General features: G+C 71.1%; 23 protein-coding genes. 13 read left to right on the top strand and 10 right to left on the bottom strand.

Annotated elements, in window-relative coordinates; translation table 11 throughout:
• Positions 1-34: 34 nt before the first annotated feature.
• On the top strand, positions 35-844 hold the full coding sequence (locus tag GEV10_08455) for a helix-turn-helix domain-containing protein (GenBank protein ID MQA78496.1): 810 nt from the start codon (positions 35-37) through the stop codon (positions 842-844).
• Between the two features lie 9 nt (positions 845-853).
• On the opposite strand, the gene GEV10_08450 is transcribed toward GEV10_08455, so the two are convergent.
• From GEV10_08450 to GEV10_08425, 6 genes are all read right to left on the bottom strand, one after another.
• Complete coding sequence (locus GEV10_08450) at positions 854-2,167, bottom strand: hypothetical protein (GenBank protein MQA78495.1); 1,314 nt, start codon at positions 2,165-2,167, stop codon at positions 854-856.
• Complete coding sequence (locus GEV10_08445) at positions 2,164-2,565, bottom strand: hypothetical protein (GenBank protein MQA78494.1); 402 nt, start codon at positions 2,563-2,565, stop codon at positions 2,164-2,166. The genes GEV10_08450 and GEV10_08445 overlap by 4 nt, the downstream gene beginning before the upstream one ends.
• Before the next feature lie 134 nt (positions 2,566-2,699).
• Positions 2,700-6,242 (bottom strand): DUF4237 domain-containing protein, encoded by a 3,543-nt coding sequence (locus GEV10_08440; GenBank protein MQA78493.1) that lies wholly within the window; start codon positions 6,240-6,242, stop codon positions 2,700-2,702.
• The gene (locus GEV10_08435; protein MQA78492.1) at positions 6,242-6,814 is read right to left on the bottom strand and encodes a hypothetical protein; all 573 of its coding nucleotides are present in this window, start codon (positions 6,812-6,814) and stop codon (positions 6,242-6,244) included. Before GEV10_08435 ends, GEV10_08440 begins: the two co-directional genes overlap by 1 nt.
• On the bottom strand, positions 6,811-8,214 hold the full coding sequence (locus tag GEV10_08430; protein ID MQA78491.1) for a TraM recognition domain-containing protein: 1,404 nt from the start codon (positions 8,212-8,214) through the stop codon (positions 6,811-6,813). The genes GEV10_08435 and GEV10_08430 overlap by 4 nt, the downstream gene beginning before the upstream one ends.
• Before the next feature lie 111 nt (positions 8,215-8,325).
• Positions 8,326-9,894 (bottom strand): M48 family metalloprotease, encoded by a 1,569-nt coding sequence (locus tag GEV10_08425; GenBank protein MQA78490.1) that lies wholly within the window; start codon positions 9,892-9,894, stop codon positions 8,326-8,328.
• Between the two features lie 81 nt (positions 9,895-9,975).
• Here GEV10_08425 and GEV10_08420 point away from each other — a divergent pair, with 81 nt between their 5' ends.
• On the top strand, positions 9,976-10,890 hold the full coding sequence (locus GEV10_08420) for a hypothetical protein (protein MQA78489.1): 915 nt from the start codon (positions 9,976-9,978) through the stop codon (positions 10,888-10,890).
• Positions 10,891-10,897: 7 nt separating this feature from the next.
• Here the strand turns inward: GEV10_08420 and GEV10_08415 are convergent, their stop codons facing one another.
• From GEV10_08415 to pdhA, 3 genes are all read right to left on the bottom strand, one after another.
• Entirely contained in the window at positions 10,898-12,274 is a 1,377-nt protein-coding gene (locus tag GEV10_08415; GenBank protein ID MQA78488.1) for a 2-oxo acid dehydrogenase subunit E2, read from the bottom strand.
• Between the two features lie 11 nt (positions 12,275-12,285).
• A complete protein-coding gene (locus GEV10_08410) occupies positions 12,286-13,260 on the bottom strand; it encodes an alpha-ketoacid dehydrogenase subunit beta (protein ID MQA78487.1) in 975 nt (324 codons plus the stop codon).
• A 118-nt stretch (positions 13,261-13,378) separates the two neighbouring features.
• Positions 13,379-14,464: a pyruvate dehydrogenase (acetyl-transferring) E1 component subunit alpha gene (pdhA, locus tag GEV10_08405; GenBank protein ID MQA78486.1), complete on the bottom strand. Its 1,086-nt coding sequence runs from the start codon at positions 14,462-14,464 to the stop codon at positions 13,379-13,381.
• 432 nt (positions 14,465-14,896) lie between these two features.
• Here pdhA and GEV10_08400 point away from each other — a divergent pair, with 432 nt between their 5' ends.
• Genes GEV10_08400 through GEV10_08385 form a run of 4 tightly spaced genes read left to right on the top strand, consistent with a single transcriptional unit; the run spans position 14,897 to position 17,541 of the window.
• The gene (locus tag GEV10_08400; GenBank protein MQA78485.1) at positions 14,897-15,655 is read left to right on the top strand and encodes an arginase family protein; all 759 of its coding nucleotides are present in this window, start codon (positions 14,897-14,899) and stop codon (positions 15,653-15,655) included.
• A gap of 29 nt (positions 15,656-15,684) precedes the next feature.
• Positions 15,685-16,143: a GNAT family N-acetyltransferase gene (locus GEV10_08395; protein MQA78484.1), complete on the top strand. Its 459-nt coding sequence runs from the start codon at positions 15,685-15,687 to the stop codon at positions 16,141-16,143.
• Positions 16,140-17,129: a hypothetical protein gene (locus GEV10_08390; protein ID MQA78483.1), complete on the top strand. Its 990-nt coding sequence runs from the start codon at positions 16,140-16,142 to the stop codon at positions 17,127-17,129. Before GEV10_08395 ends, GEV10_08390 begins: the two co-directional genes overlap by 4 nt.
• Before the next feature lie 28 nt (positions 17,130-17,157).
• Entirely contained in the window at positions 17,158-17,541 is a 384-nt protein-coding gene (locus GEV10_08385; protein MQA78482.1) for a hypothetical protein, read from the top strand.
• Positions 17,542-17,628: 87 nt separating this feature from the next.
• Here the strand turns inward: GEV10_08385 and hisC are convergent, their stop codons facing one another.
• Positions 17,629-18,699, bottom strand: a complete 1,071-nt coding sequence (gene hisC / locus GEV10_08380; protein MQA78481.1) for a histidinol-phosphate transaminase — start codon at positions 18,697-18,699, stop codon at positions 17,629-17,631.
• Positions 18,700-18,756: 57 nt separating this feature from the next.
• Here hisC and GEV10_08375 point away from each other — a divergent pair, with 57 nt between their 5' ends.
• The 7 genes from GEV10_08375 (at position 18,757) to GEV10_08345 (ending at position 23,307) form a co-directional block, all read left to right on the top strand.
• Positions 18,757-19,572: a hypothetical protein gene (locus GEV10_08375; protein MQA78480.1), complete on the top strand. Its 816-nt coding sequence runs from the start codon at positions 18,757-18,759 to the stop codon at positions 19,570-19,572.
• 134 nt (positions 19,573-19,706) lie between these two features.
• Complete coding sequence (locus GEV10_08370) at positions 19,707-19,910, top strand: cold-shock protein (GenBank protein ID MQA78479.1); 204 nt, start codon at positions 19,707-19,709, stop codon at positions 19,908-19,910.
• A gap of 70 nt (positions 19,911-19,980) precedes the next feature.
• Positions 19,981-20,763, top strand: a complete 783-nt coding sequence (locus GEV10_08365; GenBank protein ID MQA78478.1) for a methyltransferase domain-containing protein — start codon at positions 19,981-19,983, stop codon at positions 20,761-20,763.
• Between the two features lie 39 nt (positions 20,764-20,802).
• The gene (pdxS, locus tag GEV10_08360) at positions 20,803-21,687 is read left to right on the top strand and encodes a pyridoxal 5'-phosphate synthase lyase subunit PdxS (protein MQA78477.1); all 885 of its coding nucleotides are present in this window, start codon (positions 20,803-20,805) and stop codon (positions 21,685-21,687) included.
• 2 nt (positions 21,688-21,689) lie between these two features.
• A complete protein-coding gene (gene pdxT, locus GEV10_08355) occupies positions 21,690-22,229 on the top strand; it encodes a pyridoxal 5'-phosphate synthase glutaminase subunit PdxT (protein MQA78476.1) in 540 nt (179 codons plus the stop codon).
• Between the two features lie 306 nt (positions 22,230-22,535).
• Positions 22,536-22,745: a hypothetical protein gene (locus tag GEV10_08350; GenBank protein MQA78475.1), complete on the top strand. Its 210-nt coding sequence runs from the start codon at positions 22,536-22,538 to the stop codon at positions 22,743-22,745.
• 187 nt (positions 22,746-22,932) lie between these two features.
• Complete coding sequence (locus GEV10_08345; GenBank protein ID MQA78474.1) at positions 22,933-23,307, top strand: VOC family protein; 375 nt, start codon at positions 22,933-22,935, stop codon at positions 23,305-23,307.
• Positions 23,308-23,323: the final 16 nt, after the last annotated feature.

The following is a 23,323-nucleotide window of genomic DNA, read 5'->3' as shown; positions in this document are numbered from 1 at the left end:
GCTGTGACCCTAGTCCCGACCCGCGGAGGCGTCAATGCCCACTGCGCAGCCGCCGGAGGCAGCCAGCACATCCGGGGCCGGTCGGTCCCGTGGCGGCCGGACGACCGAGGCGGGCAACGCCACGCAGAAGGCATTGCGCATCGTCGAGGCGGCGCTCGAGTCGGGCGGGCGACGGCGTCTCGCCGACATCGCCGCCGACGCGGGCGTGCCGAAGCCGAGCACGCACCGGATCCTCGCCGTCCTCACCACCGACGGGTTCCTCAGCGCGGAGCGGGGCGGCTGGTACACGGCGGGTCCCCGACTGCGCGCGCTCGCCGCGAAGGTCGCCGGCACCGCCGCCGACCAGCCGGCCAACGTGCTCCGCCGGCTGCAGCGCGAGGTCGGCCAGACGGTGCACCTGGCCGTCCGCAGCGGTGACGACGCGACGTACATCGACAAGGTCGACGCCGACCAGCCGTACCGGATGGCGTCACGCGTCGGCATGCGCATCCCGTTGCACTGCACGGCGATCGGCAAGTGCCTGCTCGCGCCGCTGCCGCGTGCCGAGGTCGACGCCATCGTCGACCGCCGCGGGCTCCCCCGGCGCACGCCGCGGACGATCACCAACCGGCGCGCACTGCACGCCGAACTCGCCCGGGTGCGCACGCAGGGGTATGCGCTCGACGACGAGGAGAACGAGGCGACGGTGCGCTGCCTCGCCGTACCCGTCCCAGGCTCGGACGGCACCCCGGTAGCGGCAGTGAGCATGTCGACCGTGACCTTCCTGGTCGACGTCGAACGGCTCACGTCCCACGTCTCGGTGATACGCGCCGCAGCCGAGGCCCTTGCGGGTGGGCTGGGCTGAGAGAGTCGGCTAGGGCTTCTCCTCCACGTCCCTGGGCGACAACCAGTCCAGCTTGCCGCCCTTCACCACGACGACGCCGGCGACCGTGATGCTGGACGTGCCGGTCTGTGACTCGTACTCGTCGCCGAAGTACCCCTTGGCCTCGTAGGTCACCGTCGCCGAGCCTTCGCTGCCGTCATCGGTCACCACGGACACGCGCGAACCGTTCTCCTGCGCGAGGCGGATCGTCGGATACTTGGTGACGGTCCACTTGACGTTCCTGGGGTCACTGCCGCCGTACACGCCGAGCGGGCACCCGTCCGGCTGAAGCGTCGTCTCCCCGGCGCACAGGTCGATGTACGCGGTGACCTGCTTGCGCACCTCGGTGATCGCCGCCGGCTTGATGTCGGGGTCGAGGTTGACCTGAGCCGGTTCACCCTTCAATGTGACCGTCACCTTCTTGGTCGCGCTCGAGAACAGCGGGTTGCCGGGCACCGCCACCTCGTAGCCACCGGGGAAGGCCGCGTAGCTGGTCGGCGCGGCGCTCTCCCCTTCGCCGTAGCCGCCGTCGCCATCGTCGCCGTCGCCGCCGTCTTCTCCGCCGCCCTGCTCGTCCGGTGCCTTCAGCTCCTGGCCGTTGACCGTGTACGGCGGACCGGTCGCGAGACTGAGGGACGAGCGGCCACCCTCGATGATCCACTTGTCGAACAGGCCGAACCGCTTGTCGTCGGACTTCCAGACCCGCATGGTGGCCGTCTGCCGCTCCCCGGCGACCTGGTAGCTGACGTTCGCCTCCTGGGAGTCCGAGTCGTCGTCGCCGCTGTCACTCGACGCCTTCGTGCTCGTGATCTCGACGTCGGTCGGTGGCTGGTACTGCTTCGCGCCCAGCACCTTGTCGGTGAGGAGCTCCTCCGACGCGCTTCCCGACCCCGTGCTCCCCTCGCCGCTCGACGATCCGCTGCTGATCCGCGCGAGAGCCTTCTCCGCATCGCGGTCCTCGAGTGCGCCGAAGTACGCGTTCACGGCGGCCTTGGGTCCGAACACGGTCGACTGGAGAACGGTGACGGTGACCGCGAAGAGGATCAGCACCGCCGCGATGCCGCCGATGATGACGAGCGGTCGCTTCGAACCACGCTTGCGCAGGTACGGGTCATCGGCCGCGCGGTGCGGCTGTGCCGGCGCGGGTCGACCCGAGGTCGCGCCGCCGGGACCCACCTGGCTCGCCTGAGCCTGCTGCTCCTGGCCACCGGTTCCACCGGCGCCGGCTCGGGGCCGGCCGCAGTTGGTACAGAAGTTGAGCCCGTCGGGCACCTGGTTGCCGCAGCCACCACAGAACTTGCTCACGCTTCGCCTCCGTCATGCCGCCGCCCGGCGTCGTTCCGGGTCGCGATCGCCTGTTCGAGGAACCCCTCGTGCCTTCTCCGCCGCTGCTCCGCGAGCTGGCGGTGGTACCTCAACTGCTCGGCGTGCTCGCACGAGGCGAGTTCGCGCCACGCCTGGGTGGACTGCCGAAGGTCGTTGTGCCACGCGATGCCGGTGACGGGGCTCTCCTCGGTGGTCATCAGCTCGATGTGCCAGTACCAGAAGAGCCTGAGCTCCTCGCGCAATGCCTCGTGCAACGGCCAGCACGGGGGCAGCTCCACCCAGGTGCCGTAGGCATCCTCGAGCCACTCCACCCACGACGCGAACTCACGCCAGAGCCCTTGGTAGAGCTCGTCGTCCAGGCCGTCCCATACCCACAAGGGTGGCGCCGGTTCGTCCGCCTCGCCGTCGTCATCGGGGAAGGGGTCTCCCTCGTGGACGTCATCCGGCTCGATGACGTCAGGATCGGGGAAGTCCACACCTGATCCTTCCGTGTCAGTGGTGCCCTGCTCACTCATCGACGTCTCCCGCCTCCACCACGAGAACCCCCTTGTTGTGGTTGGGAACGGCCCCCACCCGAGCTCTTGCCACTCGACCCCGCGGCCGACGAGCTCGACTTCGCGGCACCTTGCTGTGGCCGTTGACGCCCGCCCGCCGCACCACTCGCGCTCCCGCCGCTCGTGCTCCCACTGCCCTTGCTCCCGCCACCCTGACCGGCGGCCGACTTACCTCCGCCGCCCTTGTTGGCCGCTGTCTTGTTCCCCCCGGACTTGTTCGGCCCGCCCTGCTGCTTCGCCGCACCCTGCTTCGCCGCGCCCTGCTGCGCCGCACCCTGCTTCGCCGCGCCCTGCTGCTTCGCGGCACTCTGCTGCTTCGCCACACCCTGCTTCGCGGCGCCCTGCTGCTTCGCCGCGCCCTGCTTCGCGGCGCCCTGCTGCTTCGCCGCACCCTGCTTCGCGGCGCCCTGCTGCTTCGCCGCACCCTGCTGCTTCGCCGCACCCTGCTGCTTCGCGGCACCCTGCTTGGCGGCACCCTGCTGCTTCGCAGCACCCTGCTTCGCGGCACCCTGCTGCTTCGCAGCACCCTGCTTCGCAGCACCCTGCTTCGCGGCACCCTGCTTGGCGGCACCCTGCTGCTTCGCGGCACCCTGCTTCGCGGCGCCCTGCTGCTTCGCCGCACCCTGCTGCTTCGCCGCACCCTGCTTGGCGGCACCCTGCTTCGCGGCGCCCTGCTGCTTCGCCGCACCCTGCTTCGCCGCACCCTGCTTCGCCGCGCCCTGCTTGGCAGCGCCCTGCTGCTTCGCGGCACTCTGCTGCTTGGCGGCGCCCTGCTGCTTCGCCGCGCCCTGCTGCTTGGCGGCACCCTGCTGCTTCGCGGCACCCTGCTTCGCGGCACCCTGCTTGGCGGCACCCTGCTTCGCCGCGCCCTGCTTCGCGGCACCCTGCTTCGCGGCACCCTGCTTCGCCGCGGCACTCTGCTGCTTGGCGGCACCCTGCTTCGCGGCACCCTGCTTGGCGGCACCCTGCTTCGCCGCGCCCTGCTTGGCAGCGCCCTGCTGCTTCGCGGCACTCTGCTGCTTGGCGGCACCCTGCTTCGCCGCGCCCTGCTTGGCAGCGCCCTGCTGCTTCGCGGGACTCTGCTGCTTCGCCGCGCTCTGCTTGGCGGGACCCTGCTGCTTCGCCGCGCCCTGCTGCTTCGCGGGACCCTGCTGCTTCGCCGCGCTCTGCTTCGCGGGACCCTGCTGCTTGGCGGGACCCTGCTGCTTCGCCGCACCCTGCCGCGGTTGGGACGGCTGCTGGCCCTGCGCCCCTTGCTTGGTGGTGCTCTGGTGCTGGCCCTGCTTCGCCGCACCCTGCTGAGGCTGCGCACGGTTTACCGCCGCCCCTGAACCCTCTCTGGCTTGCCCGGCCTCTCGCTGAGCCTGCGCTTCCCGTCCCGAGTCCGGCTGGGTCTCCTTCGGCGTGATCTCGCGGAGGTATCCGTTCTCCTGCAGCCAGCCGACCGTCGCCTTCCCCGGTCGCTCCGGCAGATAGTCGCCGTTCGTCTTGTACTGGATACCGCCACCGGGCTGCTCGAACGCCTTCTCCGCCGGGCCGGCATCGACGGTGAACGGCTTCATCACCTCGTACTGGTGGTAGTTGTCCGGCGGTGGTGACGGCTGCTCCTTGGGATTGGGCGCCAGGTTGCTCGGTGGTAGCGCCCGCCCTCCGTACGAGGTTCCCGCGGGGCTGAGGTACTCCCCGTTGGGACCGCCGAAGCGATCGATGATCTGGCCCTGCCTCAGCTCGACCGGAGTGCGCTCGTACTCCTTCGAGCCGTCGCCGGCGGTCCCCGCAGCGAACCCGTCGCCGTCCGGATAACGCCATGCGCCGGTGTCCGAGTTCCAGTGCTTGGCGAGGAAGTCGTCCTTGGACATCCCGCCGAAGCGGTCGTATCCCTGGAGGAGGCCACCGGCGGCGCCACCGGTCGGCAGCTTCTCCGGTCCGAGCCGCCAGTCCCCGTCGATCGGCTTCGAGCCGGACCCACCCGCCGCCGCGGAGCCAACCGGCCCGGTCGACGCAGTAGCACCGGCGTTGCCCGACGCCCCGGGCGAACTCCGACCGGGTATCGCGGGCCGACCATCCAGACCACCCTGGGCTCCGTCGTTCGACCCGGGTGGGACGCGCTGCCGTGGCTCCTTGTTGGGGTCGTCTCCTCCGCCACGCTGCATCGCGGCGTTCGGGTCATAGCCGTGGCCTGGAGACGCCTGTGGCGATTGTCCGGCCGGTGCCTGCTGTGGTGTGGATTGCTGCTCGGCCCGTGTGGACGCGGCCGGCTGTTCCTGGCCGCTGGCGGAGGGCCGCTCAACCTTGCCGTCGGCAGGTCGGTTGCTCCGTTCGAGCCGGGCCGCACCTCGATTGGCCTGCTTCTCGAGCCAGGCACCGGCCGAGTCCCTCGCGCCCTCGAAGCCGGTTCTCGTGGCCTCGTCCTGCGCGTACTTCCCGACATCGCTCGTGTTGCCAGACTCGGCAGCGGGTCGCTCGGCCGGCTGGCGAGTCAGGTCGGACTTGACCACCTCGTTGGCCGACCTTCCGGCAAAGCGGAGTCCGCTGGCCGCGTATCGCCGCCATGCCGGCACCGATGTCTCCGGTCCCGCCTCCTTGGGACCCGGTCCACCACCGTCTCCCTTCCCCGCACCGGCCTCGCCTGCGCGGCTCTCCTTGCCGGTGTCCGCGGCCTTCGCCTTGGCCTCGCTCGACTCTCGCTTGTTCTTCGCTGCCCGCGCGATCTCCGTGCCGAGCACCTTCGAGGCGAGCGGAGCAACCGCAGCCGCGCCCGGTACGAAGGTTCCGACGCCCGCCCCCACCGTTTCGCAGACAGCGGGTGCGCCCTTCTCGACCGCACGCAGGACGCGATGTCCGCCCTGGTCGGCGGCCGCCTTGCTCGGAGTTCCCTGAGCTGCCTTCGCGGCGTCGGCTCGCGCAGCCGCGTCTGGATCCTGCAGACGCCGGTTGATCTCCTGACCGTCGCGAAGGTCCTTGTCGAGCTGCGCCTGCGCGAACTTCTTGGGGTCCTTCGACGCCTTGTCGAACGCGTCCTTCTCGGCCGCCGATCGGTCGCGTTCGGCCTTGCCCCTGGGATCCAGTTTGTCCCGCGCCCATTTCGAGAAACCCGAGGCGGCGGGGGCGGTGAGCTTGCTCATCACCTTGCCCACGGGCCCGAATCGGGAGCCGAACTCGCTGATGCCCTCCGACGCGACCACTCCCGTGGCACGCGCCGCCCTTCCCAGACCCGGGCGCCCGGCGGGCAGCTCCTTGTCCGCCGGGCTCTGTCCCTCGTGGCCTGGCACGGCCGGACGTGCAGCGGCCTCGCGTCGAGCGTTGATGCGATCCGCAGCCGCCTTCAGACCAACGCCGCCGACCTTGCCGAGATAGCCTCCGGCCGCTGCCCCTGCCGGGCCGTGCACGGCGAAGCCGATGGTCGCGCCCGCCCATTGACAGACCCGGGGGCCGTGTCTGCTGACGCCGTCCAGGAAACGTGAGCGACCGCCACCCTCGTCCATCTCAGGCGCCGACATCACACACGGTCCAGGAAGCCTGATCCCGTACCGATCAAACCGGGAAGGTTCTCGGCGATGTTCCTGACGATCCCTTCGAGATCACGCTCTCCACCGCTGGTCATGTCGCGGCACAACCGCAGAATCGAAGCTCCGTTCGACGTCGCCCAGAGGGTGTAGACGTCGAGGTTCATCCGCACACGTGGCTCCAGCTCCGGCCCTCCCACGGAGAAGGTTCCGGGTTCCTCGGGGGAGTTCCCCATCCCGACTCCACCCGGTGTGAGCCGATGCTCGTCGAGGACCGTGGCCAACGTGTCCATGGGGCCGGCAGGGTCGACGTTGATGAACAGTCCGAGCTCGAGGTACGCCTCGATGACATCGCGCGAATCGGTGACACCGAGCTCCTCGGCACGCCGGACGAGGTCATCGTCATCCGTCGGACCGAATGCCATGAGCCAGATCCGGTACTCGCCCGGACTCAGCTCCTGGATGTCGTCACCGACGCGGACCGACGCGGCGGGCTCGCCGTCGCCCGCAGCGAACGGGTACACGAATCCCAGTGGTTGACCTACCGGAAGGAGCACGTCGGTCATGGCGTGAAGCCCCTGATCGCCTGGTACTCGGGGATCGCGCCCGCTGGTCGGGTCTCGACCCTCAGGGGTCGGTCGCTGCGGTAGAACAGCCAGGCGTTCAGCGGTGGCAGCAGCTGGATCGCGTTGACCGGCAGGGCCGGGTACATGAAGCTGCTGACCTGCTGCTCGCGACCCATCGTCCGGCTGTGACCACTGATGCCCCCGGAGTCGCCGCCCCACGGGCCGACCCGGCCCTGGCCGCCCTGGCCGGACGAGAAGGTGACCTGGGTCTGCTTCTCCTCACCGGCCCAGGCCGAGATGTCGTTGAGGTCGCGACCGTTGGACAGGCCGCCGAAGATGAGCTTCGCCGTCGTCGCCGCGAGGATCGACGCCTGCTGCTCCTCGCCGTACCTCACCCGCAGCTGCGCGAGGCTCTGCGTCGCCCACATGGTGATGACGCCGCGGCCGCCGCCCTCGCTGACGAGGGACGGCAGGCTCTCGATCGGGGCGATGTTGGCGACCTCGTCGAGGGCGAGCAGCAGCGGCGGGTCGAGCCGGCCGCCCTGCTGGGCGGCGAGCTCCGCGGCTCGGTGCGCGATGCTGTCGACGAGGCCCGCGATGAGGGGCGCCGCGGCCTTCTGCTGGTGCGACGGGCCGATGATGAACAGCGACGACGAGCTCCGCAGGAAGTGGTCGATGTTCAGGTCGGTACGCGAGCACGACTCGAGCGCCTTCGGCTCCGACAGGGCCTCGAGGGTGTTGCGCGCCGTCGAGTAGAAGCTGCCGCGTTCCCGGTCACCGAGGTGACGCATGGCGTCGAGGTCGTCCGCCCACATCGCCGCGGGGCTGCTCGACATGCGCATGATCGCGGCCGCGTCGCTGATGTTCTGCGTGGCGAGCCACCGGCGTACATGCGTGATCGACAGGCCCTCCAGTGCCGCCGCATGGAAGTAGCCCCGCAGGATCGACGCGGCACCGCTGCGCCAGTGGTCACCGTCCTGCATGCCCTGGCTGGCCGCCGCCGTCATCGCAGCCACCCGGCGATAGCACACACTCGGGTCCGCGCAGTCGGCCAACGGGGACCAGTGCATCGATCGGTCCGGGTACTCGCTGCCGAACGGGTCGTAGATCAGCACGTCGCCGCCGTAGTACTGCGCGATCGAGCGCCGCCAGTTGCCGGTGAAGCCGAGGATGTCGCCGCGGGTCGACGTCGACACCACCGGGCCGCCCCACCACAGGACGGACGGGATCACGAGGCCGGACGACTTGCCGTACCTCGGTGGACCGATGATGCCGACCGAGTCCTCCGGTCCGCTCCAGCACTTCTCGTAGTTGCGCGCCTGGTCCCAGCCCAGGAAGACGTTCGGCCGCGGCGTCACCTGGAAGGGCGGGATCGCCGCCGGCTGTTCTGCCGTCGTCATGAGCCGTCCTCCGAAGTGAGCATCGCAGCGACCCGAAGAGGGTCCAGCGCCCGCCCACCCGGCGAGCGAGGAGCGGAGCGGAGTAGGACGGCGGGAAGCACAGTCATGCCGCTAGTCCCTCATCAGGCTGCCGCCCCCGGCACCGGCAGCCGCGACGCTGGACGTCGGGCCGTCCGGGTCGGGAAGCGGGTAGCTCTTGCCCGGCTCCTCCATCCGTTCGAGCCGCAGCTCCGTCGGCGGGTGGGTGCGGCACATCGCCTCGTCCCAGCCGCTGAGGCCGCCGTCGATGGCGTGCTTGATACGGACCAGGGCCCTGCGCATGCCGACGCGCTGACCCGCCTGGACCGCGCCCCGGTCGGCGATGATCTCCGCCGGACGGGTGTCGGTCGCGTGGGCGGGGGCGATCATCACCCGCATGATGAAGTACAGCGGCCAGATCAGCCAGATGAACAGCAGCATGAAGATCGGCCCCAGCATCGGCCCGAGCGCCTTGCGCACCCACTCGCAGAACGTGTACATCACGTAGATCGGGAACGCGACGCCGCGCACGAACGCGTTCGACACGGGGTCGGCGTTGTGCCAGTGCGTCAGCTCGTGGGCGATGACACCGGACAGCACCTCCTTGTCGTACTCGAACTCGTCGAGCAGGCCCTGGTTGAGCACGATGTGCCGGGCGCCGGCGTACGCGTTGACGTCACGGGACTCGTTCATCAGCACCCGGGGGACGCCGTGCATGCCGAGCCGGTGCGCCATCTCGCGGACGATCGGCATGATCAGCTCGTTCTCGCGCCGGCTGAGCTGGCGGGCGCCCTTCCACCGCATGATCGTGCCCTCGAACATGTTGTGGAACAGGGTGTAGAGCCAGCCGATGACGATGCCGCTCACGATCTGCCCGATCACCCAGCCGATGACCGGGACGATGTCCTCGGTCACGCCGTAGATCAGCAGGGGCGACCAGAGGATACCGGCCAGGAAGCCGGCGAGCACCCCGATCACCAGGCCGAGCGCCGCGCCGAGGGCGCCGCTGATGTTGAACGCCGCGTTGGGCATGAACTGACCGACCCCGGTGTCCCCGATGAACCCGACCGCGGTCGTGAGGCCGCCGAGCCAGCCGGCGATCACGCCGGTGACGCCGCCGATCGCGGCCAGGACGAGCCCGAGGTACACGTTGAACCAGGTGGTGAAGAACGCCATCATCGGGCCGCGCGGGTTGCGCATGCACGCGCGGGTGATCCAGTACAGCGTCGTCGGGTAGTGCAGCGGCCGGCCGCGGAAGGTGCGTTCGAGCCAGCTCACCTGCTCCCCGGGGCCGCCGCTCGCCGCGTTCGGCGGGACGTACGGCTGGGAGCCCGCAGGCCCGCCGCCCGGCGCGGTCGGTCCGCCGGGGGGTGCGCCACCGCCGGGTGGCGGGAGGGTCGTGGTGGTCTGCGCCTGGTGCTGCTGCCAGGGTGGGACGAGTCCCGAGGACGCCCACGGCGGTGTCGCTCCCGGTCCGCCGTTGCCGCCGCCCTGGCCACCCTGCGGGCCACCGGGACCGCCGCCGAGCGTAGCGCCGCAGTTTCCACAGAACTGGCCCGCGGACTCGTGTCCGCACCGTGCGCAGGTCGCCATGGTCTTCGGGTCCTCTCGGCACGCTCGATGCGCCGGCCGCCGTGACCGGACGCGTGAGATCGACGCCATTCGGGTGGGCGTCGGCTGCCGTGCCCCCGACTGGCTTGCTACCGTTCCCGATAGCAGCAGCAGAGTACCGTCGGGGGTCCCGTGAGTCAGCCACCGCACGGAGGTTGGCAGGTTCCCGACCGCCCCGTGTCGCCGTACGGCCAGGCGCCGTACGGTCCACCCCCCGGCCAGGCACCGCCGCCAGGTCCACCCGGCGCGCACCGGTATCCGACCAGGCCACGTCCGGTTCCCGTCCCGCCGCACTCGATCCGACCGCTGCCGCCCCCGGTGTCGCCTCCCGGCTCGCCGCACCCGCGGCCCTACGGCTACCCGGCGCGGCCGCCACGCAGCGTCGTGCCGCCGGTACCCGTCGTCGACCCGCCGGGATCGTACGCGGCGAAACCACCGCCGATGCAGCTCCCGCCGCCTCCCGGACCGACGGGGAAGGCGCCTACGCTGCGGACCGCCAAGCGCGTGCCGAGCGACCTGCCGTTCGTCGTACGCCCGCGGCTCAGCATGTGGCTGCTGCTGTTCTGCGTCCCGCTCGTCGTGCTGCTCGCGGTGACCGGCTATCTGTTCGTGACCGGCGGCTGGCGGATCGGCCTGATCGGCCTCGTCGTCGCGGTCGGCCTGTACACCGTCGGCTTCGGGTTCCGGGTCTTCAACCAGGTCACGGGCGGCCCGCTCCTCGCCGCGGACCGGCAGGGCGTGTGGCTGCGGATCCGCAAGTGGCCGGTGCTGGCCGCGCAGATCCCGTGGGAGCTGATCGCCGAGATCCGGCCCAAGCGCTGGCTGGTCGAGAAGGTGATCTGCGTGGTTCCGCGCGACCCGCGCGTCGGTCAGCTCAAGGGGTCGTGGTCGGCGCTCGACCAGGCACGCACCACCGCGTTCTTCGGCTCTCCGCTCACCGCCTCGACGGCGTACAGCGACAAGCCGGCCGACGAGACCATGCGGGCACTCGCCGACCTGTCCTTCGGTCGCGCCAGGATCGTCGGCGCGAGACCGAAGGACGACTAGCGCCCCGTCAGGTCCAGGCGAACAGGCGGGTCTGCGGGTCCTCGACGAAGTCGGCGATGTCGCGCAGGAACCTCGAGCCCTGCTCGCCGTCGACGATGCGGTGGTCGAACGACAGCCCGAGCGTGGTCACCATCCGCGGGACGACCGCGCCCTTGTGCACCCAGGGCTGCTCCCTGATCGCGCCCATGGCGAGGATGCCGGCCTCACCGGGGTTGAGGATCGGAGTGCCGGTGTCGACGCCGAACACGCCGACGTTGGTGATCGTGAACGTGCCACCCTGCATCGCCGCGGGCGTCGTCTTGCCCGCGCGCGCGGTGTCGGTCAGCTCCTGCAACGCCCCGGCCAGGCCGGCGAGGGACAGACGGTCGGCGTCGGGGATGTGCGGCACCACGAGCCCGCGCGGGGTCGCGGCGGCGATGCCGAGGTTGACGTAGCCGCGGACGACGATCTCCTGCGACTCCTCGACCCAGGTGGAGTTGACGATCGGGTTGCGCGCGAGCGCCAGCAGGACACCCTTGGCGAGCAGCAGCAACGGGCTCACCTTGACGCCGTCGAACTCCGGCGACGCCTTCAGCCGGCGGACGAGTTTCATCGTGCGGGTCGCGTCGACGGTGACGAACTCGGTCACGTGCGGCGCGGTGAACGCGCTGGTCACCATCGCCGCCGCCGTGTGCTTGCGCACGCCGCGCACCGGGATGCGGGCGGAGCGGTCGGGTCCGGCGAACGACAGCTCGGGCACCCAGCCCGCCGCGGGGACGACGACCGGCATGCCGGCGCCGGTGGGCGCGGGTGCTCCGGCCGGAGCCGCCACTGGTGCGGACGGCGCCTCGGCGGCCGCCCTGACGTCGTCGCGGGTGATCGTGCCGCCGGCGCCGGTGGCGGTCACCGCCCGCAGGTCGACGCCGAGGTCCTTCGCCAGCTTCCGCACGGGCGGCTTGGCCAGGACGGTGACGCCGACGACCTCGGCCGCCGGCTCCGCGACGGGCGCGGGCTCCGGCTCGGGTGCGGGCGCCGGTTCCGGCTCGCGGACCGCGGCCGCGGCCGTCGCCTTGCGCGGGCGGCGCCTGGACGCGCCGGCCTTGGGGCCGTAGCCGACGAGCATCGCCGTGTCCTCGTCGCCGCCGGTAGCGTCGTCGGGCTCGCCGGGGACGTCGATGGAGATGATCGGCGCACCGACGTCGACGGTCGTGCCCTCCTCGACATGCAGGGTCGCGACCACGCCGGCCCATGGCGACGGCAGCTCGACCGCGACCTTCGCCGTCTCGACCTCGACGAGGTTCTGGTTGACGGTCACCTCGTCGCCCGGCTTGACCAGCCAGTGCAGGATCTCGCCCTCGGTGAGGCCTTCACCGACATCGGGCAGCTTGAAGTGCTTGAGGCCCACGGTCTAACCCCTCAGTACGCGAGCGATCGGTCGACGGCGTCGAGGACGCGGTCGAGGTCGGGGAGGAACGAGTCCTCGACCCGGGCGGGCGGGTAGGGCGCGTCGAAGCCGGTGACCCGCATGACCGGTGCCTCCAGGTGGTAGAAGCACCGCTCGGTCACCATGGCCGCGATCTCGCCCGGCAGGCCACCGGTGCGCGGCGCCTCGTTGACGACGACGAGCCGGCCGGTGCGCCGTACCGAGTCGTACACCGGCTCGAGGTCGAGCGGCGACAGCGAGCGGAGGTCGATCACCTCGAGCTCGGTGCCCTCGTCCTGTGCCGCGGCGGCCGCGTCGAGGGACGTACGGACCATCGGACCCCACCCCACGACCGTGCAGTGGCCACCAGGACGGACGACGCGGGACGCGTGCAACGGGTCGGGCGTCGACTCGACGTCGACCTCGCCCTTGTCGTGGTAGCGCCGCTTCGGCTCGAAGAAGATGACGGGGTCGTCACTCGCGACCGCCTGCTGGATCATCCAGTACGCGTCGGCGGGGTTGGAGCAGGCGACGACCTTGAGCCCGGCGATGTGGACGAAGAACGTCTCCGGCGACTCGCTGTGGTGCTCCACCGCGCCGATGCCGCCGCCGAACGGGATGCGCACGACGACCGGCATCTGCACCCGGCCCTGCGACCGGTAGCGCAGCTTGGCGAGCTGGCTGATGATCTGGTCGAAGCCGGGGAACACGAAGCCGTCGAACTGGATCTCGCACACCGGCCGGTAGCCGCGCATCGCCAGGCCGACGGCCGTGCCGATGATGCCCGACTCGGCGAGCGGGGTGTCGACGACGCGGTCCTCGCCGAAGTCCTTCTGCAGCCCGTCGGTGACGCGGAAGACGCCACCGAGCCGGCCGACGTCCTCGCCCATGATCAGGACCTTCTGGTCATCCTCGAGCGCGCGACGCAAGCCCATGTTGACGGCCTTGCCCAGGGTCACCTTGCTCATGCGCGCCCGCCTCCTCGCACCGCTCCGGCAGGTGCCGCGACAACGTCGTGCCCACTCCTGACCACACCGCAGCCCCTCCCTCCGCGGTACTCGTCGAGCTCCTGCGCTGCCTTGCTCATCAGTGCCCTCCTTCGAAGCCCGCGAGGTAGCTCAGGTACTCCTCGCGCTCCTGGTCGAGCAGGGGGCTCGGCTCGGCGTAGACCTGGGAGAACATCCGCGTCGGGTCGGGGTCGGGCATCTCGACGCACCGCTTGCGCAGGGAGGCGGCGAGGTCGTTCGCCTCCTCCTCGATCGAGTCGAAGAACGCCTGGTCGGCGAGGCCGCTGCGGGCGAGGTAGACGCGGACCCGTTCGATCGGGTCCTTCAACCGCCACTCCTCGACCTCGCTCTCGATGCGGTAGCGCGACGGGTCGTCGTTGGTGGTGTGGGCGCCCATGCGGTACGTGACCGCCTCGATCAGGGTGGGCCCGTTGCCCTCCCGCGCGCTGGCGAGCGCCCGGGACGTGACCGCGTGCACCGCGAACACGTCGTTGCCGTCGACCTGGATGCCCGGGAACCCGAAGCCCTGCGCGCGCTTGTACAGCGGGGTACGGCTCTGCCGCTGCAGGGGCACCGAGATGGCCCACTGGTTGTTCTGGCAGAAGAACACGACGGGGGTGTTGAACACGCCGGCCCAGATCAGGGCCTCGTTGACGTCGCCCTGGGCGGACGCGCCGTCGCCGAAGTAGGCGAGGACCGCGTCCTCGGCGCCGTCGCGCATCATGCCCATCGCGTAGCCCGTGGCGTGCAGGCACTGGGCGCCGATGACGATCGTGTAGAGGCCGAAGTTGAACTCCTCGGGATCCCAGTTGCCGTGGTCGACGCCGCGGAACAGCCCGAGCAGGTGGATCGGGTCGATGCCACGGCACCACGCGACGCCGTGCTCCCGGTAGGTCGGGAAGACGAAGTCGTTCGGCCGCAGCGCGCGGGCGGAGCCGACCTGCGCGGCCTCCTGGCCGAGCAGCGACGCCCAGATGCCCAGCTCACCCTGCCGCTGCAGGGCGGTGGCCTCGGTGTCGATCCGGCGGACGAGCACGAAGTCGCGGTAGAAGTCGCGTACCTCGTCGGCAGTGAAGTCGATGTCCTCGTACCCGGCCGGCCGAAGCCGTTCCCCCTCAGGGGTGAGGAGCTGGACGCAGTCCGTCCCGGCAGCCGACGATCTCATCGAGCTCTCCACGGTCAATCGAGTCTCCTCGTCAGTTCAGCCAACTGGCAGGATCACCGCCAGCGGGGGAACAGTACTCGGACGCGATGTGGTCGACACCGGGCCCAATGCACCAAATCGGCACAGTACTGCGGTCCTGCCGTGGGCACGCCGCACGATGGTGCGCCCGGCGTGGTGAGGAGATCGTACGCGGTTCCCGGGTGGCTGCGTCCAGCCTCTCGCGTCGAGTATGGCTGTTTCCGCCGGTCACCCCCGCATCCGCGACCGGACGGTCACACGATCGGTCGACCAACGTGGACGTCCTTCGACCTGCGCCGCAGGCGGGCCGACCCGACCGCCACGCTGGGTCGACCAAGCTGGACGTCCACGTTTCCGGGCCGCAGCACGCGTCATGAGGTTTCACCGGTGCCCCACCGCGGGTACGGTGCTCGGGTGGGACATATCACTGTGCCGTACCACCTGGACGAACTGGTCGACCCGTATCCGGTGCCGGTCCCCGACGGGCTGGTGGTCAAGGGTCCGCGCCCGCAGGGATCCGGCTGGGACGCCTTCACGCCGCTGTACACGAGCGTCGCGCAGATGGTCTTCGGCACGGAGAACCCGGTGGTCTGGACGAGCGACTGCGCCGTCCCGCTCGCCGTGGTCGCCGGCCTGCAGCGCCGCGGCATCGACCCGGCCGTGGTCTGGATCGACGCGCACGGCGACTTCAATACGCCGACGACCACGGTCAGCGGCTACCTCGGCGGCATGCCGCTCGCGATGCTCACCCAGCGCGGCGAGGTCGACCTGGCGATGCACATCGGGATGCGTGCGATCCCCGACGACCGGGTGATCCTCGCCGGCACCCGCTCCGTCGACCCGGCCGAGCAGGAGCTTCTCGACGAGTCCCGGGTCAGCCTGGTGGAGCTCGGCGCGCTCTCGGCCGACCTGCTCCCGTCCGGCTCGGTCTACCTGCACGTCGACCTCGACATCCTCGATCCCGGTGAGCTGCCCGGCATGCGGTTCGCCACCCCGGACGGCGCCTCACTCGCCCAGCTCGCCGCGGCCATCGAGGCGGTGACCGGCAGCACCCGGGTCGTCGCCGTCAGCTTCACCTTCACCCTGGAGCCGGACACCCGCGACGACACGCGCACCGCGGCGGTCGCCACGGGTCTGCTCGAGGCACTGCGCCGAGGAGGATTCCAGCCTTGAACGACGGTGGCGGCGCCGGCGCACCACGCATACGCCTCGCCACCGGAGCCGACGTAGCCACGCTGGCCGCCCTGCGCCGGGCCTGGACCGAGGAGGACGGGCGCGGTGGCGGCGACCCCGACTTCGAGGAACGCTTCTCGGCCTGGTTCGCCACGGAGCAGCAACGCAGGCGCACCTGGCTCGCCGAGCGCGACGACGTGCCCGTCGGCATGCTCAACCTCGTCCTGTTCGACCGCATGCCGCGACCCGGGCAGCGGGCCACCGGCTGGGCGTACGTCTCCAACGTGTTCGTGCTCGCCTCGCACCGCGACGTCGGCATCGGCCGGCTGCTGCTCGACGCGGCGGTGTCGTACGCGCAGGAACGCGGCCTCGACCGGGTGGTACTCCATCCGAGCACCAGGTCGGTGCCCTTCTACCGACGGGCGGGCTTCGACGTCGCCGACAGCCTGATGCTGCGTAGCTTCGAGCCACCCGATGAGGACCGATGACCGAGGCCATGGAACCCGGCGCCGTACGCGAGGCGCTCGGGCTCGGCGAGGACGCTGAGCCGTGGCTGACCGAGCTCGCCGCGCTCGGCCCGCCGCCGGAGCCCGCCGTGCTCCCGCACGGCGACGAGGCCCGCGAGCTGCTGCGCCGGCTCGATGTGCCCGACCGCGACGCCGACGAGATCGTCGCCGCCGTCCCCGCCGTCGAGGCCGACCCCGCCCTGTGGTGGCTCCTCGAGCGGACGCAGCACTCGCTCACCCGCGACGTGGGCGGCTTCGGTGACCTGTCCGGCGGACCGACGCTCCCGTACGAACGTGGTGACCCGGACCGCTACTTCTACGTCTACGTCTTCCTGGCCGCCTTGCCGGCCGTCCGGCGGTTCCAGGTCGCCCGCGGCATCGCCGACGACGTCGCCTGGGGCACCCTCGACCAGCTCGGCGAGATGGTTGCGATCCACCGGCGCAAGTTCGGCGGTGGCGGCATGAACACCCAGGTATGGCTCACCCTGCACCTGCGTGGGGTCATCTACCGGCTCGGTCGGCTCCAGTTCAACCTGGAGCACCAGCGCGAGGACGCGGACGGCCTGCGCGCCGGGCAGCCGATCCTCAACACGCACATCCCCGAGTTCGGGGGGCCGATGACCCCGCAGGCGTGCGACGAGTCGTTCCACCGGGCACGCCCCTTCTACGACAGGTACTTCCCCGAGCACGGCGCCCGCGTCGCGGTGTGCACGTCGTGGCTGCTCGACCCCCAGCTCGCCGAGTACCTGCCCGAGTCGTCGAACATCGTCTCGTTCATGCGGCGGTGGACCCTGGTCGACGACGAGCCGCGGGAGGGCGACGACTCGGTGCTGGAGTTCGTCTTCCGCCGCGACGGCCAGCCGCTCGAAGAGCTGCCGCAGCGCACCTCGCTCGAACGCGCCGCCGTCGCCCACCTCCGGGCCGGCCGCCGGTGGCACGCCCGCCAGGGCCGCCTCGACCTCCCCTGACACCGTCCGCCCGACCGTCCACCCACTCGTGCTCACCTGCAGCGTCGCGCTCCTGGTGATCGGCTTCTGCGAGACGTTGATCTTCGCGGTCGTCGACGACGGGCTGCACCGCTCGCCGTCGTTCCTTGGAGTGCTGATGGCGGCCCAGGGGGTCGGCGCGATCGTCGAGGGCACGACCGCGGCGGCCGTGATCCGCCGGGTCGGGGAGCAGCGCGCCGCGGCGTTCGGCTTCCTGCTGTTCGCCCTCGGCGACGTGTTCCTCGTGTCCGGCAACCTGCCCGCCGTGCTCGGCGGGCTCGTGGTCGCCGGTCTGCCGTGGCTGCTCGTCGCGCTCTACACGCTGATCCAGCGGCGGACACCGAACCACCTGATGGGGCGGGTCGGCACGACTACCGCATCCTGCTGCTCGTGATGGCCGCCGTGATCATGGGCTGCGGCGTGTTCCTGCTGGTCAGGCGGGCCACCACGTCGAAGCCGGTGTCGCCGGACGCCGCGCCGGTCATGCCTTGAACTGCTCGGCCACGGCCAGGAAGCGGTCGTTGGCCTCGGGCTCGGCGACGCTGATCCTGGCGCCCTCGGCGCCGAAGGGCCGCACCGCAACGCCCTGCGCGTCGCACGCCTGCGCGAACTCCGACGTGCGCTCGCCCAGCCGCAGCCAGACGAAGTTCGCCTCGGTCGGCGGCACGACGTAGCCGTACGAGAGCAACGCGTCGTGTACGCGCGTGCGCTCCGCCACGATCTCGCGCACCCGTGCCAGCAGCTGGTCCTCCGCGTCGAGCGACGCCACGGCGGCGGCCTGCGCCACCGACGACACGGTGAACGGGAGCATGGTCTTGCGGACCGCCTCGGCGACGGGCTCGTGCCCGACGACGAAGCCGATGCGCAGGCCGGCGAGGCCGTACGCCTTGGAGAAGGTCCTGAGCACGCAGACGTTGGGCCGGTCGCCGTAGAGCGTGAGGCCGTCCGGCACGAGCTCGTCGCCGACGAACTCGCGGTACGCCTCGTCGAGCACCACGAGCACGTCGTCGGGCACCTTGTCGAGGAACGCCGTGAGCTGCTCGCGGCGGACGGCGGTGCCCGTGGGGTTGTTGGGGTTGCAGACCAGCACCACCCTGGTGCGCTCCGTGACCGCCTCGGCCATCGCGTCGAGGTCGTGGCGCTCGCCGGACAGCGGCACCTGCACGCTGGTCGCGCCGGTCAGCTGCACGAGGATCGGGTAGGCCTCGAACGACCGCCAGGCGTACACCACCTCGTCGCCCGGGCCTGCGGCGGCGAGCATGATCTGCTCGGCGACGCCGACGGAGCCGCAGCCGACGGCGACGTGGGCCGCCGGGACGCCGAAGCGCTCCGCGATGCGGGACACGACGGCCTGCGCGCCGTTGTCCGGGTACCTGTTGGCTTCGCTCGCGGCCTGCGCGATCGCCTCGCGCACGCTGGGCAGCGGGCCGAGCGGTGTCTCGTTGCTCGACAGCTTGAACGCCCTGCCGTCCGGCGAGACGGCCGGCTTGCCCGGCTTGTACGCGACGAGCGCGTCGAGGGTGTCACGGAACCGTGGGGACGGGCCGGCCACGGATGTCGTATCGCTCACGACCACACTCTGCCATGCCCGGTGTGGCACCGTAGACGGATGCAGGCACGGCTGGCCAGGCCGATCGTGATCGCGGCCGGAGCCGCATGCGTCGTCGCCGCCGTGATCGTGGCGGCGGTGTTGCTGCCCGGGTTCACGAAGCCGACTCCCGCCGGCGAGTTCAAGGGCTACACCCTCACGACGACGGGCGGCGTCGCCGGTGTCCAGCACACCGTCGAGGTCACCGCCGACGGCACCGCGCTGTTCGTCGACGAGGAGCCCGTCGCCGGCGTCCTCCCGCGCCGCAGCGTCGAACGGCAGCGCGTCCTCCTCGCCGACCGGCGACTCGCGGAGGAGGGCGGGCCGAGGCACCCCGACTCACGCTGCGCCGACGGGTTCCAGCACACCCTGCGCGTCGACACGCTCACCGTCTCCACGTACGCCTGCGGCCGCACGGAGAAGACGCCGGTGTTCGACGAGATCAGGTCGCTCACCACCAAGGACGGGCTGCGCCCGCTGAGCGACGACCGACCGGAGTTCCGCGGCCTCCGCGCCGAGGTGCGGAGGCCGCGCGCCGGGATCGACGCCGCGGTCGCGATCGACGCGGCCGGCCACGTCACCGTCGATCGCGCGGACAGCCCACCCGAGCGCGCACAGCTCGACACGGGCACCGAGGACGCGCTCCGGCTGCTGTTCGCCGAACCCCTGGTGGCGCCCTCGGCCGATTCGTCGCGCAGCTGCGTGCCCGAGGACACGTCCGTCTACCAGGTCACCCCGACCGGCGGACCGACCACGACGGTGTCGCCCTGCGAGCGGATGACGGACCTCCGGTGGGTGGCACGCCTGCGGATCCTCGACAACGCGATCGGGGCCTAGGCCCCCTCCTGACACCCTGGTCGGGGAGGTGCTCGCAGGTCGGATCGGCAAGGATCTAGGATGTCTGAGGTTGCGGGTGGCTATGAGAGGTCCTCGCAGGTAGGGCCTGTTAGGGCCATGAGGAGAAGATCAGTATGCCGCAAGGCACAGTCAAGTGGTTCAACGGCGAGAAGGGCTTCGGCTTCATCGAGCAGGACGGCGGCGGCGCAGACGTCTTCGTCCACTACTCGCAGATCCAGGGCCACGGCTACAAGTCCCTCGACGAGGGCCAGCGGGTCGAGTTCGAGCTCGGCCAGGGTCAGAAGGGTCCGCAGGCGCAGGACGTCCGCGCCGTCTGACTCCGTTGACGTAGCGCAGGGCCCGCATCCACCGGATGCGGGCCCTCCGCTTTCCCGGGCGACCGGCAGAATGGCGGGCATGTCGACGTTCGATGAGCTGGTCGCCGAGGGCGAGCTGGTCGACGTGTCGACGTGGGGTGCCGGCTTCCTCGTCGGACGCACCGTCGAGGAGGCGCCACCCTGGCGCTACCGCGACCTCGTCGCGCCGTACCTCGCCGGCGCCGACACGCTGCTCGACATGGGCACGGGCGACGGCAGCGCGCTGCTCGACCTCGCGCCGCTGCCGCCGCGCACGGTGGCCGTCGAGGAGTGGGCGCCGACGATCCCCGCGGCCGTGGCCACGCTGCGGCCGGCGGGTGTACCGCTCGTGCGATGCCGGGGATCGGTGGAGAACACCGATCCCCCTCCAGCCGCCGACCACCCGACGCTGCCGTTCCGCGACGCGACGTTCGACGTCGTGGCCAACCGGCACGACTGCTTCGACCCGGCCGACGTACGGCGGGTACTGCGCCCCGGCGGAGTCTTCGTCACCCAGCAGGTCGGCGGACGGCACGGCGACGAGGTGCGCGCACGGCTCGGCCTGCCGCCCGGCGACGCCGCACCGTGGGACATGTCGGTGGCGACTGCGCAGCTCGAGTCGGCGGGGCTGACGGTCGTGGGCAGCGGGGAGGCACACCCGCGGCTGAGCTGGACCGACATCGGCGCGTTCGTCGCCTATGTCAGATCGGTCCCCTGGTACGTCCCCGACTTCAGCGTCTCCGCCTACCGCGAACGGCTGCGTGAGCTGTCCGAGTCCGGCGCCATGGCAACCGGACTGCACATGTTCTGGGTCGCGGCGCGGTGTGCCACTTGACCCGAGGAGCAGTCCACTTCCGGTCATACGCTTGAAGGCATGCGAGACGAGTCGACGTTCCGGGTCAAGGCCGGTCTGGCCGAGATGCTCAAGGGCGGCGTCATCATGGACGTCGTCACCCCCGACCAGGCGAAGATCGCCGAGGCCGCGGGCGCGTGTGCGGTGATGGCGCTCGAGCGTGTGCCCGCCGACATCAGGAGGGACGGCGGCGTCGCCCGCATGTCCGATCCGGCGATGATCGAGGGCATCAAGGAGGCCGTCACCATCCCGGTGATGGCGAAGGCCCGCATCGGTCACTTCGCCGAGGCGCAGGTGCTCGAGGCGCTCGAGGTCGACTACATCGACGAGTCCGAGGTGCTGACCCCCGCCGACGAGGTCAACCACATCGACAAGTGGGCGTTCAAGGTGCCGTTCGTCTGCGGCGCCACCAACCTCGGCGAGGCACTGCGCAGGCTCGGCGAAGGCGCGGCGATGATCAGGTCCAAGGGCGAGGCCGGCACCGGCGACATCGTCGAGGCCGTCCGCCACATGCGGGTGATCAACGGCCAGATCCGCCGGCTCGCCGTGCTCGACGACACCGAGCTGGCGACCGCGGCGAAGGAGCACCAGGCACCGCTCGACCTCGTCAGGTCGGTCGCCGCCGCGGGCAGGCTGCCGGTCGTCCTGTTCTGCGCGGGCGGCATCGCGACCCCCGCCGACGCCGCGCTGATGATGCAGCTGGGCGCCGAGGGCGTCTTCGTCGGCTCCGGCATCTTCAAGTCCGACGACCCGGAACGCCGCGCCGCCGCGATCGTCGAGGCCACCACCCACTTCGCCGACCCGGTGCGCGTCGCGTCGGCGTCACGCGGACTCGGCCCCGCGATGACCAGCATCGAGTCGGCCAAGCTCGACGAGGGTCAGCTGCTCGCCCAGCGCGGTTGGTGAACGTGACGAACGTCGGCGTGCTCGCGCTGCAGGGCGACTTCGCCGCGCACGCGAAGATCCTCACGACGCTGGGTGCGACCGCGCGCGAGGTGCGCGTCCCCGCCGACCTGAACGGGCTCGACGCGCTGGTGATCCCCGGCGGGGAGTCGACCACCATGACGCTCGGCATCGAGCGCGAGGGACTCGCCGACCCGTTGCGTGAGCTCGCCGCGCACAAGCCCGTGCTCGGCACCTGCGCGGGCCTGATCATGCTCGACCAGAAGCACCTCGGCGTGCTCGACGTCGTCGCCGAGCGCAACGCGTTCGGCCGCCAGGTGCGCTCGTTCGAGACCGACCTCGACATCGTGGGCATCGACTCCCCCGTGCACGCGGTGTTCATCCGCGCGCCGTGGGTGGTGTCGCACGGCGCGGGTGTCGAGGTGCTCGCCGAGGTCGACGGTCACCCGGTCGCCGTCCGCGAGGGCCGCGTGCTCGCGGTCGCGTTCCACCCCGAGCTCACCGGCGAGACCCGGCTCCACGAGCTGCTCCTCTCGGCGGCCTGACGGGTCGCTCGGCGCGCTTACGCCACGCGACCATCTGCGGTCACGTCACACCGGCACCACCACGGCCGCGGTCTGCCTGCTAGGCATGCGTGTAGCGACGAAGCAGCCCTGCCGGTGAGGAGTCCCCCATGACCTACGGCCCGCCGCCCGATCCGCACGCGTCGGGCCCGATGCCGCCACAGCCTCATCCGCAACAGCCCTGGACCAACCCCCACGGCCCCGGGTGGTCTGGCGGAGCACCTCCGATGGACCGTCCCAAGGGGTTCGGGCCGGCCGTGGCCGCGGTGATCCTCGGTCTTCTCGTGCGTGCTGCCGTTCCTCCCGATCGACATGACCGGCGTGCGACCGTACATCGCCTTCCCGTTCGGGCTGCCCGGCATCGTCCTCGCGATCGTCGGCTGCATCGGTCGCCGCCGCGGCAAGCCGCTGGCCGTGGTCGGCGCGATCCTGTCCGTCGTCGGACTGGTCCTCGGAGGGATCATGCTCGTTCTCACCCTGGCGAACAAGATCTCCTAGACGGTGACCGTCAGGAACGCGGCGGTCGTGCGCTGCGACCGGCGCGCACACCGGAGAACGGTGCGGGCACGGGAGCGTACGCACCACCGCATCGCGCCGACATCCCTGTCGAGGTCCCAAACCCGGGCATATCGTCAAGGGCTCCGGGAACGCGTCGCGTTCCCCCGACGGCAAAGGGGCACGGCCCATGGACTCGGTTGTGCACTTCGAGATTCCCGCGGACGACGTCGCGCGGGCCGGATCGTTCTACCGTGACGCGTTCGGCTGGAACCTCATGCCGATGCCGGAGATGGACTACACGAGCGTCAGCACCACGGCCACCGGTGAGGACGGCATGCCGTCGTCTCCCGGCGCGATCAACGGCGGCCTGTTCACCCGCACCGAGCCGCTCACGTCGCCGGTCCTCACCATCAACGTCGACGACATCGAGGCGGCGCTCACGAAGGTCGAGCAGCACGGCGGCAAGACGCTCCTCGGCAAGCAGGCGGTCGCCGACATGGGCTTTACCGGTTACTTCACCGACCCCGAGGGCAACACCATCGGCCTCTGGCAGAACGCCTGACACCCGAGGACGGCCG

The organism is Streptosporangiales bacterium (genome assembly GCA_009379955.1).
Lineage (GTDB): Bacteria > Actinomycetota > Actinomycetes > Streptosporangiales > WHST01 > WHST01.
The sequence above is the reverse complement of the archived record's forward strand: the minus strand, read 5'-3'. Positions and strand labels throughout refer to the sequence as shown.